We start from the raw sequence: 14,349 nt of genomic DNA on the forward strand, positions 1-14,349 counted from the left end.
AATCTACCACTCTCTAGATTTACTTGTCAAAGTTGGCTAGGGCTTTGATAAGGCAACTTGCACCATACATAGAGAGAGGTAATCCTACGCCCAATTAAACAAAAAAGGCTGCCGGCCCGCGTACGGCCGACAACCTTAGGCTGAGGATTATTTTGAATCTCGTTTCCTGTTCTTTTCAAGCATCGTGTTCAATTTCTGCTGGAGTTCCGGCGTCACCTGAGAAGCCTTTTTCGATCCGTTGAATACGGGATTCAACTCGTTATCGATCAAGGTATGCATCTCTCCGGAACCCGGCATCAAATGGGCATAGCCTTCCGCACCGTATTGGATGCCGCCGTTGACCACGTTCTTAATTTCCGTCGGGTCCACGCCTTTGAAGAAATTCGCGTATTTATCGAGAGCCAACTGGCTAGCCGAAGGGCTTCCCCCGCTCAGCTCGATCATTTGTTCCTGATTTTCCTTCTGGGCCATAAATTTAATCCATTCGAAGGCGGCTTCTGGATGCTTGGAGCCTTTGAAGATCCAGTAACCATCCGTCCACAGTACATCCCGGACCTTGGAGTTGCCCCCCATCGGAATCGCGGCCACGCCCATCCTAAACCCGGCATCGTTTACCCCCGACAAGCGCCATGCCCCGTCGACCGCCATCGCGATTTTCCCGGCCAGGAATGCATCGCTTCCCCCAACCGAGAACTCGGCCGGCGGAGCTACTTTGTCCTTCAAGACCAGATCGGCCAGTTTCTGCAAATCGTTCGTCACGTCTGGATTGCCGAAAAAGTTCTCGGCGGCGAGTCCCTTGTTGCTGGTAAACGTATCCGCCGGGAAAACGTCATGGCCGAAGTATTGCGGATCTTGTTCCCTGCCGCCGCCCGACCAGGCCCATGAAAGACCGTACTGGACTTTGGTGATGTCGTTCGAAACGACGGTCAGCTTCTTCGCATCCTCCAGCATTTTGTCCCAGGTCCAAGTCGCATCGTCGTACGAGGAAGGCGGATAAGGGATGCCCGCTTTGTCGAACAGATCCTTGTTGTACAGCATTAACGAGACGAATGCTTGAAGCGGAATGGCATACTGCTTGCCGTTCACCTGGAATATCTTCATCAATTCTTCCGGAATGCCGAGTTCGGCAGCATTGAAGCTGTCCATATAGGGCGACAAGTCCAGCAGCTGATCCTTGCTCATATACTCCGAAAAGCCGGCCCACCCAATATGTGTAGTAATGTCGGGTGGCGTATTCGAAGCCAGCATCGTCTGGAGCTTCGAGTCGAAGTTGTCGAACGGAACCTCGATGATTTTCACTTTGATGTTCTTGTGCGTCTTTTCGAATTCGCTGGACAGTTTCTTCACCCACAACCGGTCGGGCGAATTGGTCGTATACACCGATATTTCTTGAACGCCGTTCTTACCGTTTTCCGTGCCGCTTGCTTCTCCGTTGGAAGAAGGACTTGAACTGCATCCTCCGAGCACCAGCGCCAACGCCAACGTTGTCATTGCCAAACGAGTTTTTGTGATCATGGAACGCACCCCGCCTTATGATTTAGTTCCTGTCAAGGAAATACCTTCAACGAAATACTTCTGGCAGAATGAAAAGAGGGCAATGCAAGGAAGAACGGTGTATATAGCGGCAACCATCAATGTATTCCACGGAACGACTCTGAATTTGGAGCTCAATCCCGCAAGCGCGATGGGCAGCGTATATTTATCGTTGGAGTTCAGGTAAATGACCGGTCCCAGAAGATCGTCCCAGCTCCAAAGGAACGAGAAGATGGCAACCGTCGCGAGCGCCGGACCGCAGAGAGGCAGCGCGATATTCCAGAAGCTGCGGAATTCGCTGCACCCGTCGATCCGGGCCGCCTCGAACAATTCGTCCGTCAAGTTGCTAAAGAATTGTCGCAAAAGAAAAATCATGTAAGCGGAACCGAAAAACGCCGGTACGATGAGGGGAAGATAGCTGTCGACCCATCCTAGATTTTTGAACAAGACAAACTGCGGAATCATCGTGGCCGGATACGGAATCATCAGCGTGGCAACGAGGATCATAAACAGCGCGTTTCTTCCCGGCGCACGGTAACGGACGAACCCGAACGCAATGTAGGAGGACGACAGCAAGGTCCCGATCACGATGAAGCCGGAAACGAGCAAACTGTTTTTATAGTAAAGCAGAAGTTCCATTTTCTCGAATATGGTTGTGTAATTATCGAACCGGATATCCTTCGGAATCAGGGTTGGAGGAAACAACAGTAATTCGGCATTGCTTTTGAACGACGTCGAGATCATGAACAAAGCCGGCATGAGCATCACGATGCTGAGTACGAGCAGCACGATAAAACCGAGCAGCCTGCCGGGGGCCGCCGTTTTCCTTTCGGATGTCGAGGCCATTTACTTGCGCCCCCCCTCATAGTAAATAAATCGATTGGAGGTTCTCATGATCACGTAAGTCAAAAGCATGATCACGATCAAGAGAAGCCACGCCATTGCCGAAGCGTAACCCAGATTGAAATTGACAAACGCGTTCTGGTACAGATAATAAACGTAGAACAACGTTGCGTAATGAGGCCCGCCATGCGTCATGATAAAGGATTGCGTGAATACCTGGAAGGAGCCGATAATGCTCATAATTAGCTGAAACAGGAACACCGGAGAGATGATGGGCATGGTGATGCTCCAGAAGCGGCGCCAGAAATTAGCTCCATCCAATGTCGCCGCCTCGCGAAGAGAAGCCGGAACTCCCTGTAAGGCCGCCAGGAATATGACCATCCCGCCACCTACGCTCCAGAAACTCATGATAATGAGCGACGGCATTGCCCAATGCTCATCCAGCAGCCAGAGCGGACCTTTGATACCCACAAGCGACAGCGCGTAATTGGCAAGCCCGATCTGGGGGTTAAAGATCCACACCCACAGCAGGGACATCGCGGCTCCGGATATCATGCTAGGCAGATACATCGCCACTCGAAAGAACCGTTTTCCGGGCACCTTCATATTCAAGAGCAGCGCGAAAACGAGCGAAAGAAACAGTCCGACCGGAACGCTGACCAAGGCATAATACAACGTCGCTTTCACGGATTTCCAGAACAGCTCGTCGGAAATCATGTCCTTGTAATTTTTCAGGCCGACAAACTTCGCCGGATTGACCACGTTGTAATCGGTGAAGCTGTAATAGAGCGAAGTCAAAATCGGATAAAGGCTGAACGCCAGAAATCCGACGATCCAAGGGAATACGAACAAATAAAAGTATTTGGTCTCCTTCGAAGCGTTCATATAACCCTCCAGTATTGAAGGTCTTTTTGTTTCCTCCAACGAAGCGCCGCCATTTAACGATCTCCCCGTTTGCGCTTTTGCGCCTTGTCCCACTGCTCTTCAACAAAAGCGATGCCTTGCGCAATCTGGTCTTCCCGAAGGAATTCGAGAATCAGGTGATCGTCGTAACCGCTTCCAATGAGGAGGTCCATGAACAACGGATAGTCGATCTGTCCCGTTCCCGCGCATAGCCAATTGAAATGATCTTTGATGTCCGCTGCCGGCGTGCAATCTTGCACGTGCACCAGTCCGAGATGAGGCGCAATCGCCTGGAACGATTCGCGAACGAAGGAAGCTTGATCGCGTAGAGTCGCTCTGGATAAAATGCCCGCCGGGTCGAAAATCACCTTTAATCCATCTTCCCCGATCATGTCGATCAGGCGAGCCAAACGCTTGGTAGATCCCGTCGCCGTCATGACATACGATTCGATGGCAATGGCCACGCCGCTCGCACGCGCTTCGGCAAGCAACGGCTTCATATCCCGAGCCAAGTCTTGCAATATCAGATCCGTTTCATTCGAAGGATCCCAGGCCTCGCTGGGGTTGTAAGACCCCGTTTCCGTACAGAGCAGCGGAGCCCCGATCTCCTTGCACAACTTAATCATCCCGCTCATCTGCTTATAAATCGCGATGCGCGTGTCGGGGTCCGGGTGAGCTAGGTTGAGATAGGCGCCTACGCCGGCAATTTCCAGCCCCGCCTGGGAGAAGGCGTTGCGGATACGCGCGCAATCCGCCGGCGAGGGATCGCTCAGATTGATGTTCATTCCGGGATAGCGGTCAAGGATGACCGACTGCAGCCCGTAGCCTGCAATTCGTTCGGCCACTTCCTCGATCGAATTCCCTTGCACGTATTGGGTGAATATTCCCAGTTTCAAAAGCAATCGCTCCTTCTTATTCACAACCAAGTTTGAAAGCGTTCCGCTACCGACTCCGCTACCCGTTCCACCCAGATAGCCGAGCCGAATCCATGGTCTCCGCCCGCTTGGCCGTGCAGCTCGGCTCCGAACGAGGCCAGCTCTTCCGAATTGGAGATCGGCACCTCCCGATCATCCAGGCCGTAATGGACGATCATGCGGGCAAGGACGGACCCCATTCCCCTTAGCGGGTTCATATCGTCCAATGAGGCCAGAAACCCGGCTCCCACTTTCCAACCTAACCAATCCATCCAGCCTTCAGTTTCTGCCTGCCGCAAATGGCGCTCTTGAAAAAACGATCGAAAAACGCTTGCTATACGGACGACCGGAGCCAACAAAGCCAAACCTTGAATACCGGGAAATTGCTTGGCCAGCTCGATGCCGTATGCTCCGCCGAGACTGTAGCCGACGATACCCAGCCTTCCCGAATCCACTTGCTCGACGTCGATTAAATAACGTAGAGCCGCTTGAGCGTCTGCGAAGCCGGAGGAAACCGTAAACGATTGAAACTCCCCGTCGCTCTCGCCTTGTCCTCGGTAGTCGAAGCGAAGGACCGTGAAGCCGCGCTCGGCCAGCTTTCTCGCCAGATGCACGTGCATGTTGTGCGGCCCGACCGCCGTGTCGGCAAAGCCGGGAATGATCAGCACGCCCGGACCGCAAGCCGAATGGCTGCCATGCAGAACGCCCCTTACCGTGCCGCTTCCCGATCGGAACTCCACTTGTCTGAGCAACGTCATTCGCCTGCCTTCCCGGCCTGGCTTGTCATCGCCGCCTCCGTTTCCAGAAACGCCCGGTAGCCTTTCTCGTATTCGGCAGCCTTCTCCGGATTGGGATATAAGCGTTTAAAACGCTCGCGGTTCCATACAATTTCCGAGCCAACCGCTTCTGCGGCCAGCATAGCCGCGCCAAGCGCGGTCGTCTCGGTCTCTGAAATGACATCGACCGGCATCCGCCACACATCGGCCTTCAATTGATTGATCCACTCGGAAGCGGCAACTCCGCCGCTGATCAAGGCTCTGCGGAAGCTCGTCCCGCGCTCGGCGGACTCCAGCCTCATCCTTAATCCGTAAGCAATGCCTTCCGCGACTGAACGCAACAAATGTCCCGGTCCGTGCCTCAACGCCAGACCGACGAACGCCCCTTTGCGGTTCGGGTTTTCGCGTTCCCCCGAGGCGAGATGGGGAAGAAAGATCAACCCGTCCGACCCTGCCGGAACTTGGGCAACTCGTGCCGATATGTCCTCCTCGTCGACTCCGATGATAGACCGGATCCAATTCAAAGCCGCTCCGGTCGTATTCAAACCCACCTCGGCGCAATACTGATGTTCTGCCACATGCGGATACGCATTGACGGCTCGGTCGGTGCCCGGCTTCTCCACCAGCCAATGCAAGCAGGTGGAGGTGCCCGATATGTCGCATACCGTATCGCGGTCGACGACTTGCGAGCCGTACACCGCGCACAAGCTATCCGCGCCGCCGACCGCGATCGGCGTTCCTGCCGGTATGCCCGTTGCGGCGGCCGGTTCGGGTGCCAAGTAACCCTGCAGGGCGTTCGACGGAAGCACTGGCGGCATCTGAATTTGGGACAAACCAAGCGCTTGCAGCCATTCCGTTTGCCATCTGCCGCCTACGATATCGTAGAGAAGCGTGCATGCCGCATGCGTAGGATCGGTAGCCATTCTGCCCGTCAGCCGCCAACCGATATAATCCCTTGGCTGCAGAACGTAGGCCTGGCGCTCCCGATCTTTCAAGAAAGCGTGGTGGCGGGATAACCAGAGCAGCTTCGGCAGAATAAAAAACGGGCTTGGCTCCTGTCCCGTCACGCGATGCACGTAAGCGGGCGGATATTGCTGCAGCAGCTCTTCCACCTCGCGCGTGGCCCGATTGTCGGAATAGAGCAGCGCCTCCGTCATGCTTTCGCCGTTCTCGCCCGTCAACGTGAACGAAGGACATTGTCCAGTCAATCCGATCGCCGCTATGCGTTGGTCGTCGCCGGCCAAATCGGCTTGCAGGTTTTGTAGCGCTTTCAAAGTTGCGTTCCACCAGTCGTCAACGAGCTGCTCTTGATGGGGGCCTTCCTTGTTCATGAGCCGCAGGGGTTCTCGCCGCAGCCCGATCAATTCGCCGCGCTTATCGAAAGCGGCCGCTTTAACGGAAGTTGTGCCAATATCTAAACCGACGAATGCGGGCACGGGAATCCCCCCTCTTTGTCGATGGTAAGCAGAGAAGCGGCCTCCCGATCGGCAATGATCGTCAACTGCGGAGCCAATTGCAGGTAGGAAGCCGGGATTTCCGAGGTGACCGGCCCTTCCAGCGCCTGCTTCAACGCGTAGGCTTTCTTGCTGCCCGAAGCGATCAGTACGATTTCCTTCGCCTTCATGATGGCGGCCAAGCCGACCGTAATGCCGTGCGCCGGCACCAGTTCATCCCAATAGGCGAAGTTGTACGTTTGCGTCTCGGAGGATAAAGCCACAATGCGGGTCGGACTGTCGGGAGGAGACATCGGCTCGTTGAAGCCGATATGGCCGTTCGTGCCGATCCCTTCGACGACTAGGTCCAGCCCTCCCATCGATTCGATCGTGCGATCGAAAACCTGGCAGGCCAGCTGAGGCTCGGGAGCGCTTCCATCAATCCGATTTACGCGCTCCGATGCGATTCCGCAAGGCTCGATCAATACCCGGTTCAACCACTGGTACAAGCTCTGATAGTTGTCCGGAGGGATGCCTAGGTATTCCTCCATCGAAAAGATATGAGTCTCCCGCATGTTCAGCTCGCCCGCTCTGCTCTTCTCCGCCAAAGCGTGGTACATGCCGATGGGCGTATTGCCCGTCGTAAGGCCGAGAAGAGCATTCTTCTTCCGGCGGACGACGGATTCCACCGCCTCGGCGGCGAGGAGGCTCATCTCCTGGTAATCCTTCGTAATCATTAGCTTCATCGGCATGCCTCAGAACTCAAGCCGATAATCGGTCGTAATCCGATCGGTCGCCAACGGACGAAAGTGTTGATCGGCAAACGCCACGTGAGCCGGGTGATATTTGTAAAACTCGATCACGTCCATGCTCTCGAATTCGACCGACAACGTGTAACGGTAACGGGCGGTTTCCGAACAGGCGGTGCCGAAAGAAATGCCGATTACGCCCGGAATGGTCATAAGCTCCTTTTTTCCGATCTCGATCATCTTCAGGCAATCCTGATGCGTAGCGCCTTCACGGATATTAAAAACAATCAAATGGCGAATCATGTATGCAGCCTCCTAGACCAGACGGTTATTGCTCCACGGAAACGAAGATTCGACAGCCACTCTTTGGCCGGATTGGGAGGACTGATGGGCGGCCAGCATGATTTCCAGCACATGGAGGGAGTGTTCGCCGTGCGCGGGCGGCTGTTCGCCCATGGCCAAGTATTCGGCCAGGTAGGATGCCCCGCCTTCCCAAGCGTAAAGCCCTTGATCCTCTGCCCGTTTCTCCCATTTGCCGCCATCGCCGACACAGACGCTGACTCCCTTGGGCTCCCAATCGTAGCCGTTCAGAACCATAGCGCCACCGGTGCCGATGACTTGAATCGTCCAATCGTCGAACTGGCGTTTGAACGTGTACCCGGTTTGTACGACCGAGAAGACCGAATGACCGTGATCCATAATCAACGCGGTGTTGTCGTCCGCTTCGACCTGAACGGTCTCTCCTCCGACGATCCGCTCGGGAATCGCGATTCCCGTAAAGCTGACGACGTTCTTGACCGGGCCAAGCAAGGCCGACAACGTCGTGATGTTGTAGACCCCAAGATCGAATAACGAGCCTCCGCCCTTGCGATAAAACCACGATCCCCAGCTTATGCCGCCATGCCCGTAAAAGCCTTGAGCCGTAAATGCCTTGCCGATTTCCCCGGATGCCAGGATGTCCGACATGCACCGAGCCGCGGGCGATGTGGGGGCGTTGGGCGCGGCGTGCAGCGCCAGTCCTTTTTGCCGAGCCAGCTGAATCAGCTCGTGAGCGTCCTTCAAATCGGTGGCAAGGGGCTTCTCGCACCAGACATGAACCCCGCTCTCCAAGGCAGCGCGGTTAATCGGCGCATGGTAATTCATCGAGGTCAGATTGACGAGCAGATCGATCTTCGCCTCTCGAAGCATCTCGTTGACGTCGCCATAGACGTCTTTGATCCCGTGCTGATCGGCGAGCTGGCGAGCGTGTTCAACCCTGCTGTCGCACAGCGCGACCAGTTCGACATGCGGGCTGGCTAGCAAATTGGGGATATAGCATAGCGCAACATTGCCGCAGCCAGCTACCGCAACTCTGACTTTACTCATGTGAAATCCTCCTAGTCGTTCTGTCTTAACCGATATGTGTCATGGCCTGTTCCGGGGTGGCCCCCTCGTGCACGATAGCCATTAACGCCTTGGTCATACCGATCGGATTGGGATGCTGAATGATGTTGCGACCGTATACGAGCCCGCGCGCTCCTTGCCGCATGAGCTGATACGTTCGCCTCAACACTTCCTTGTCGTCAGCCGTCCCGCCGCCGCGGGGGAGAACGGGCACGCCGGAAGCGCATTCAACAATGAGATGAAACTCCTCCGGGTCGTCGCACGGATCCGCTTTGATGACGTCCGCGCCGAGTTCGGCTGCCTGACGGACAAGCGGAAGGATTTTATGAAGATCGCCGTCTACCCCATATCCGCCCTTCGCCGAGTTGGTCTTCATCACAAGCGGCTCCACCATCAAGGGCATGCCGTATTGCTCGCATTCGCGCCTCAGAATCGCAATATTTCGAACCGTCTGATGATACAACTCCGGTTGGCCCGGATTGCATACCAGGTTGCCGACTACGCATGCGGCGTCCAACCGAACGGCTTGAATAACAGGTTCATGGATCAACTGGTCGAATAAATGGGAAGGAAGCGTACTCCCGTAAAAGTTCGCGACATCCGTGCGAATCACCAGCGCCGGTTTGTTCGGTCCGGCAATGCTTTGCAGATGTCGGGCCGCTCCCGGCGTAAGTTGAATGGCATCCGGCCGGCAACTGACAATCGAAGCTACCGCTTTGGGCAGGTCCTCGATGCCTTGCAGAAAAGCCGTCTCGTTAAAAACGCCATGGTCGATGGCTACATCCAGGCAATGACCATCTTCGCCAAACAAGCGGTTCAACCTAGCTTGTTGCATTTCATCCCTCCCTAATTGTACATATGTATTAAAATTTGTACGTACATTTATGAATATAGGAGGTCCCTCTCGCTTTGTCAACCGTTTTATTCCGTCTACTGTTGTTTGGGGACCAGCCATTCGACGAAATAACGGCAGCGATCTCCCCTTATGATCGACTGCGACAGCTCGTATACCGAATTGTTTACGTACCCGACCCGCTCGAAATAAAGAGCTGGCGCGCCCTTTGGAACGTTCAACAAAATTGAATTCAGATCATCGATCAGAACGGGCTCAAAATACTCGACCATATGATCGAGCCGGATATGATATTCTTTCTCCAACAGCGAATACAGCGATTTCGCCGCGTTGATCTTCTCTTGATCCAGATCGGCGAGCAAATGCATGGGAATAAAGGTGGTCTCCACCATGATCGGTTCCCCGTCGAGCGAACGCTGCCTCACCAGGCGATAAACGAGCTGTTTCTCGCGAAGCCCCAGCTTCTCCCTCACGCTTGCTTTGGGCATGATGATCTCGAAATCGATAATTTTGAACTCCGGCTTATGGCCGCGTTCCTCCATGTGCTTGGTGAAGCTGTACATATTCCCCACCGGCGTATCGATGCGCGGCTTGTTGACAAAGGTCCCCCGGCCTTGCTGTCTGACCAGATAGCCGTCATGAACCAATTCCGTTACGGCTTGCCTTACGGTAGCCCGACTGACGGAGTAGACTTCGGAAAGCTGCGCTTCGGTCTTTATCGCGTCTCCCGGCTGCAGAACGCCGGAACGAATGTCTTCCAGAAGCCGGTCTTTGATTTGTACGTAAAGCGGCCACTTTTTTCCGTTTAGATCCAATGGATTTGTCAAATCCCTTCGCCTCCTAGCCCTTTAACTATACCATACAAATATAAATTTGTACGTATGTTTTGGGGCTTGTATGAAGAAATTTATCATTTGGTTCAAGCGACTATGCGGTTGCTTTATCCCTTGTTCCCTAAAACATCCACTCTCTCTTGTAATCCTTCTACGACTTCTTTCGGTATTTCCCTGACCTTGATATCTCCACCTAAGAAAAGCAGCCAATTTGTTATTTCGGCCAACTCATCCGGATGATGAACATGGATGAAAGTCTTTAAAATAGCCGTAGTTTGATAAGGGTTCGTGTATGAAATTGTAATTTTTAATGGATGGTACTTTTTGAACTGGGCAATCGCCTTGGGACCAAGCTCGAGGACCAGGTTGATGGCTTCTTCCTGCTTGCTTAGTTGTTCTGCAATCTTCTTCTTGCTTGTTCTTTTTTTCTCGGGATATGGTTTGACACCGGTGAGATTGTCGACGGGAATAATCCGCCTCTTTTCCTCCTCTAGGTCGAAGCCTTCAATTTGCCAAGAGCTTTTTTCACGATATAGGCGCATGAGATAGATGGGATAAGACTTTATTTCCCTTCCTTCTTCGACGGAAACCACTAAGTAGCTGTCTACAAGAAGGGTTTGGATGAGTTGTTCTAACATAGGATGGGGCAGATCCGATAGATCAAGCAGGTCAGGATTGTGGGGGTTGGTGCCTTCGAAGAGCAGAATTTGATTTAACAGAACCAGATCGTCCTGCTGGTTTTCAGAGATGAGGCCGAGCAATTTTTCCGCTAAAGAGTGGCGACTCTTGAGATAAGGGAGTTGTAGATTTCGTGTGGCCATGAAGGCGATAAAAAGAGCTTTAATCTCATTATCGGTAAAGCGGACAGTGGGCAGGACGGAGTTGTTCATTACAAAATAACCCCCGTCCCTCCCGACTTCGGCAACCAGAGGCATTCCCATCGCTTCAATTTCCCTGATATCCCGAATCGCCGTCGAACGGGAGATGTGGAACTCATGCATGATTTCCGAGATGGTAAAATGGGCGCGGTTGTTGATGTACCGCATGATGACGTTAATCCGTTCTACTTTTTTCATCGGGCCCTCTAAACAGTATCATATTTTGACATGATTTATCGTTATTATAAACCCATCAAGCGGAAAAACAAATGACTTGATCCATTCAAAAAAGGAGTTGGGATGATGGCAGCCTATACCCTTGAGGAAAAAGACGGCTTTATCGTGCTGGGTATTGGAACGGAACTAAAGAGCGAGTACACGGACTATGCCGGCATGAACAAGGAGAAGGAAAACTTTTGGCGGACAGTGGAGCAGGACGATCCAATTCCCTAAGGGACAATACCTCGTCAGTAAAGGCGAAGGGAAGACGGCTGATGAGTTGAGCAGCATGCTCACCGGCATTGCGTTCGGTCAAGTCTTGCCGGCAGCCGATACCTTCGCCTATGTCGGCGGGCCCAATGCAACGGTTGAGATGGGGCGGCGAGACGGCCTTGTATATGGTGAAATGTGGATTCCGGTTGTGAAGAAGTGAACGAGATCAAAGGAGGAATGGGAATGAGTACGATTACCGGTAATGAAAAAATCGCGAAGGTTGAATCCCGCCCTATCGGAAGGACGGCCGCCTATTGGACGGTCACAATCATTCTCGCATTCTCTATTGCATTAAGCGGGATCGGACAATTGATGCGATATGGTGGCAATGTCGATTTAGTGACCGATATTGGTTTCCCGTTATATATCACGAACATTCTCGGAACTTGGAAATTGCTTGGAATCATTGCGATCCTAATCCCGGGTTTCCCCCGGCTTAAGGAATGGGCGTATAGCGGCATCTTTTTTCTAATGACGGGTGCGGCCTTATCCCATGTGTTCGCTCATGATTACGGCGATGGTGGATTCCATATTATTCTTCCGCTTTTCTATGCCGCGCTTGGCATCGCCTCCTGGGCGCTGCGTCCGAAAAGCCGTAAACTTTAGCGGGCATTGATTTTTTTCACCGGCCCTCTAAAAAAGTATCACATTTTGACATGATTTATAGGTATGATTGACTTATCAAGCGAATAAACAAATCAATTGATCCATTCAAAAAAAGGAGCTGGGAATAATGACAACGTATACCTTTGAGGAAAAAGACAGCTTTATCGTGCTAGGTATTGGAACGGAACTAAAGAGCGATTACACGGACTATGCCGGCATGAACAAGGAGAAGGAAAACTTCTGGCGGGCAGTGGAGCAGGATGGAAGGCTCGACACGTTAAAGGCGATTGCTGCGAACGACTATATTTTTGCCGTAAACGAAGCGGTAAATCACAAGATGATGTATTATGCCGGCGTCATGACAGATTCATCGGTACCGGAAGAGCACAGACTGATCCAATTTCCTAAGGGACAATACCTCGTCGTTAAAGGCGAAGGGAAGTCGGCTGATGAGTTGAGCAGCACGCTTACTGGCATTGCCTTCGGTCAAGTCTTGCCGGCAGCCGATAATTACGCCTATGTTGGCGGGCCCAATGCAACGGTTGAGATGGGGCAGCGAGACGGCTTCGTATACGGTGAAATGTGGATCCCGGTTGTGGAGAAATAAACGAAATCAGCAGGAGGTATGCGGAATGTCCCCTATCGTTGACTTTAAAAATGTGTCTACGGTTGGTCTGGAATCTTCGCCGGTAGCAGAAGCGCTAGCTGGTTTGCGTGCGAATGAAGCCCGTTACTTCATGAACAAATACAAGCACGAATTTACGGTCGTACCGGCCAGCGAAAGCCAAGAGACGCTTGATTATGTGAAACGAGTTTTAAAAGAAGAACGTGGTATTGAGTTTGCGGCCCAACCTCTAGAAACAGCGCGTTTTCAAGTCGAAAATATCAATTGGGCCTTCGTCTTCTATGAGGATGGTCTAGCGGTCAACGTCCTGTACACGGTGGATGATCCTAAGAAGCGGGCTGTTGGATTTAAGCTATCCGAGGGGATGGAAGTACCTGCGGAGCTGGAAGAGAAGAAGTTCAAATTTGCGAGACAGAAGTCTAAATTGGCTGGGACCATTCGAGGTTCGTTCTTCGTCATTAAAGGAGAATATTGAAGCGAAAAAACGCATCTCTATAAGGAGATGCGTTTTTTACGATGGTTATACAGCGGAATCCGAAGACAGGGAAGACCGGCTGCGCGGATGTCCTCTGATTCAATGTATAAGCCACCTTCACCATCCAACATTTTCCTGCGCGCTTAGCAAGCTTCAGGTGTTATACTTATCAGTCGATAGCGTAACGGATATACATGTTGCCTGTTCTTATCAGGAAGCTCGAGGTAGTATAAACATAATACGGTCATCAGAGGGAATGGTCATCATGAACAAACGTATTGCTGTACGCTTTTTTATTTTTATTTTTGTCCTAAGTTTGGTCCTTCCGGGACAAGCTTCGATGGAAGCGCTCAGCCAAGAACCGGTTATGAAAGATACAAATCTCGAACAAGCGATTCATTCATGGTTAGGTAAAAAAGGCGATGATCCACTAACCAAAGCGGATTTAGAATCTCTCACCGTTGTATCTTTATCAGGTAAAGGAATTAAAGATCTGCAGGGATTGGAGTATGCCGTCAATGTCACGGAACTCGATTTAGACTTTAATGAAATTTCTGATCTTACACCGCTAAAGAAACTTTCAAAGATCCGTAATCTCAGCCTCAAAGCAAATCAAATCTCTTCGATTGAGGCATTGTCGACTCTGAAAGAGATGGTCGTGCCCGGAGCATGAATCCGGTGCTCGTGAACGGATTGGTAGGCGTCATTGCGGGTTATTTGGATCAACCGATATTCATTCTCGAATTCACGTTTGTGGATGGCAAGATCACCGAGATCGACATGATTGCCGACCAGGAACGCCTTCACGGGCTCGATATCGCCAAGTTGCACGATTGAACGCACTTGATTAAAATTTCCGGGATAGGATTTTGATGACTATCCGATAGGCTGCTGTTGTGGTACGTTGCCTTCCCATTCGGGCAAGTTTTGTTCGCTATTGAGCCAGTAAAAAATGCACCCTCGCGGGTGCATTTTGAATTTCGCCCGCCTTATGGGTGATACGCTGGACCGTCCCATAAGGGGCCTCGTTGACAGAGCCCTATAGCGTATGCT

17 protein-coding genes and 1 pseudogene are annotated in these 14,349 nt (G+C 52.2%); 6 read left to right on the plus strand and 12 right to left on the minus strand.

Annotated features, from left to right (window positions below):
• Positions 1–147: 147 nt before the first annotated feature.
• From LKX83_RS14015 to LKX83_RS14070, 12 genes are all read right to left on the minus strand, one after another.
• On the minus strand, positions 148–1,515 hold the full coding sequence (locus LKX83_RS14015; RefSeq protein WP_227882894.1) for an ABC transporter substrate-binding protein: 1,368 nt from the start codon (positions 1,513–1,515) through the stop codon (positions 148–150).
• Between the two features lie 15 nt (positions 1,516–1,530).
• Positions 1,531–2,379, minus strand: a complete 849-nt coding sequence (locus LKX83_RS14020; protein ID WP_227882895.1) for a carbohydrate ABC transporter permease — start codon at positions 2,377–2,379, stop codon at positions 1,531–1,533.
• Positions 2,380–3,300, minus strand: a complete 921-nt coding sequence (locus LKX83_RS14025; protein ID WP_370639079.1) for a carbohydrate ABC transporter permease — start codon at positions 3,298–3,300, stop codon at positions 2,380–2,382.
• Between the two features lie 14 nt (positions 3,301–3,314).
• Positions 3,315–4,175 carry a sugar phosphate isomerase/epimerase family protein gene (locus tag LKX83_RS14030; RefSeq protein WP_227882896.1) on the minus strand — a complete coding sequence of 287 codons (861 nt, stop codon included), beginning with the start codon at positions 4,173–4,175 and terminating at the stop codon, positions 3,315–3,317.
• Between the two features lie 20 nt (positions 4,176–4,195).
• Positions 4,196–4,951 (minus strand): alpha/beta hydrolase, encoded by a 756-nt coding sequence (locus LKX83_RS14035; protein ID WP_227882897.1) that lies wholly within the window; start codon positions 4,949–4,951, stop codon positions 4,196–4,198.
• Positions 4,948–6,405: a xylulokinase gene (locus tag LKX83_RS14040; RefSeq protein ID WP_227882898.1), complete on the minus strand. Its 1,458-nt coding sequence runs from the start codon at positions 6,403–6,405 to the stop codon at positions 4,948–4,950. The genes LKX83_RS14035 and LKX83_RS14040 overlap by 4 nt, the downstream gene beginning before the upstream one ends.
• A complete protein-coding gene (locus tag LKX83_RS14045) occupies positions 6,384–7,148 on the minus strand; it encodes a glucosamine-6-phosphate deaminase (RefSeq protein WP_227882899.1) in 765 nt (254 codons plus the stop codon). Before LKX83_RS14045 ends, LKX83_RS14040 begins: the two co-directional genes overlap by 22 nt.
• A 9-nt stretch (positions 7,149–7,157) precedes the next feature.
• Positions 7,158–7,454 (minus strand): Dabb family protein, encoded by a 297-nt coding sequence (locus LKX83_RS14050; protein WP_227882900.1) that lies wholly within the window; start codon positions 7,452–7,454, stop codon positions 7,158–7,160.
• 12 nt (positions 7,455–7,466) lie between these two features.
• Positions 7,467–8,516: a Gfo/Idh/MocA family protein gene (locus tag LKX83_RS14055; RefSeq protein WP_227882901.1), complete on the minus strand. Its 1,050-nt coding sequence runs from the start codon at positions 8,514–8,516 to the stop codon at positions 7,467–7,469.
• A 25-nt stretch (positions 8,517–8,541) separates the two neighbouring features.
• A complete protein-coding gene (locus LKX83_RS14060) occupies positions 8,542–9,369 on the minus strand; it encodes a class I fructose-bisphosphate aldolase (RefSeq protein ID WP_227882902.1) in 828 nt (275 codons plus the stop codon).
• Positions 9,370–9,464: 95 nt separating this feature from the next.
• A complete protein-coding gene (locus LKX83_RS14065) occupies positions 9,465–10,214 on the minus strand; it encodes a GntR family transcriptional regulator (protein ID WP_227882903.1) in 750 nt (249 codons plus the stop codon).
• Positions 10,215–10,327: 113 nt separating this feature from the next.
• The gene (locus LKX83_RS14070) at positions 10,328–11,296 is read right to left on the minus strand and encodes a helix-turn-helix transcriptional regulator (RefSeq protein WP_227882904.1); all 969 of its coding nucleotides are present in this window, start codon (positions 11,294–11,296) and stop codon (positions 10,328–10,330) included.
• Between the two features lie 105 nt (positions 11,297–11,401).
• Between LKX83_RS14070 and LKX83_RS14075 the strand changes: the two are divergent.
• The 6 genes and pseudogenes from LKX83_RS14075 (at position 11,402) to LKX83_RS14100 (ending at position 14,133) form a co-directional block, all read left to right on the plus strand.
• Positions 11,402–11,750, plus strand: a pseudogene (locus LKX83_RS14075) (effector binding domain-containing protein).
• Positions 11,751–11,773: 23 nt separating this feature from the next.
• Positions 11,774–12,196: a DoxX family protein gene (locus LKX83_RS14080; protein ID WP_227882905.1), complete on the plus strand. Its 423-nt coding sequence runs from the start codon at positions 11,774–11,776 to the stop codon at positions 12,194–12,196.
• 127 nt (positions 12,197–12,323) lie between these two features.
• Entirely contained in the window at positions 12,324–12,803 is a 480-nt protein-coding gene (locus LKX83_RS14085; RefSeq protein ID WP_227882906.1) for a GyrI-like domain-containing protein, read from the plus strand.
• Positions 12,804–12,828: 25 nt separating this feature from the next.
• A complete protein-coding gene (locus tag LKX83_RS14090; protein ID WP_227882907.1) occupies positions 12,829–13,296 on the plus strand; it encodes a phage tail protein in 468 nt (155 codons plus the stop codon).
• Between the two features lie 265 nt (positions 13,297–13,561).
• A complete protein-coding gene (locus LKX83_RS14095; protein WP_227882908.1) occupies positions 13,562–13,969 on the plus strand; it encodes a leucine-rich repeat domain-containing protein in 408 nt (135 codons plus the stop codon).
• Positions 13,966–14,133, plus strand: coding sequence for a hypothetical protein (locus LKX83_RS14100; RefSeq protein WP_227882909.1), 168 nt, complete (start codon positions 13,966–13,968; stop codon positions 14,131–14,133). The genes LKX83_RS14095 and LKX83_RS14100 overlap by 4 nt, the downstream gene beginning before the upstream one ends.
• The last annotated feature ends 216 nt before the right edge of the window (positions 14,134–14,349 follow it).

Source organism: Cohnella baijiui (assembly GCF_020731285.1).
Lineage (GTDB): Bacteria > Bacillota > Bacilli > Paenibacillales > Paenibacillaceae > Cohnella.

Excerpts from the sequence above, each read along its gene's own strand:
- LKX83_RS14015 (WP_227882894.1), bottom strand. The coding sequence starts at position 1,515 with ATGATCACAAAAACTCGTTTGGCAATGACAACGTTGGCGTTGGCGCTG.
- LKX83_RS14100 (WP_227882909.1), top strand. The coding sequence starts at position 13,966 with ATGAATCCGGTGCTCGTGAACGGATTGGTAGGCGTCATTGCGGGTTAT.
- LKX83_RS14085 (WP_227882906.1), top strand. The coding sequence starts at position 12,324 with ATGACAACGTATACCTTTGAGGAAAAAGACAGCTTTATCGTGCTAGGT.
- LKX83_RS14020 (WP_227882895.1), bottom strand. The coding sequence starts at position 2,379 with ATGGCCTCGACATCCGAAAGGAAAACGGCGGCCCCCGGCAGGCTGCTC.
- LKX83_RS14090 (WP_227882907.1), top strand. The coding sequence starts at position 12,829 with ATGTCCCCTATCGTTGACTTTAAAAATGTGTCTACGGTTGGTCTGGAA.
- LKX83_RS14080 (WP_227882905.1), top strand. The coding sequence starts at position 11,774 with ATGAGTACGATTACCGGTAATGAAAAAATCGCGAAGGTTGAATCCCGC.
- LKX83_RS14035 (WP_227882897.1), bottom strand. The coding sequence starts at position 4,951 with ATGACGTTGCTCAGACAAGTGGAGTTCCGATCGGGAAGCGGCACGGTA.
- LKX83_RS14060 (WP_227882902.1), bottom strand. The coding sequence starts at position 9,369 with ATGCAACAAGCTAGGTTGAACCGCTTGTTTGGCGAAGATGGTCATTGC.
- LKX83_RS14055 (WP_227882901.1), bottom strand. The coding sequence starts at position 8,516 with ATGAGTAAAGTCAGAGTTGCGGTAGCTGGCTGCGGCAATGTTGCGCTA.
- LKX83_RS14095 (WP_227882908.1), top strand. The coding sequence starts at position 13,562 with ATGAACAAACGTATTGCTGTACGCTTTTTTATTTTTATTTTTGTCCTA.
- LKX83_RS14045 (WP_227882899.1), bottom strand. The coding sequence starts at position 7,148 with ATGAAGCTAATGATTACGAAGGATTACCAGGAGATGAGCCTCCTCGCC.
- LKX83_RS14050 (WP_227882900.1), bottom strand. The coding sequence starts at position 7,454 with ATGATTCGCCATTTGATTGTTTTTAATATCCGTGAAGGCGCTACGCAT.
- LKX83_RS14070 (WP_227882904.1), bottom strand. The coding sequence starts at position 11,296 with ATGAAAAAAGTAGAACGGATTAACGTCATCATGCGGTACATCAACAAC.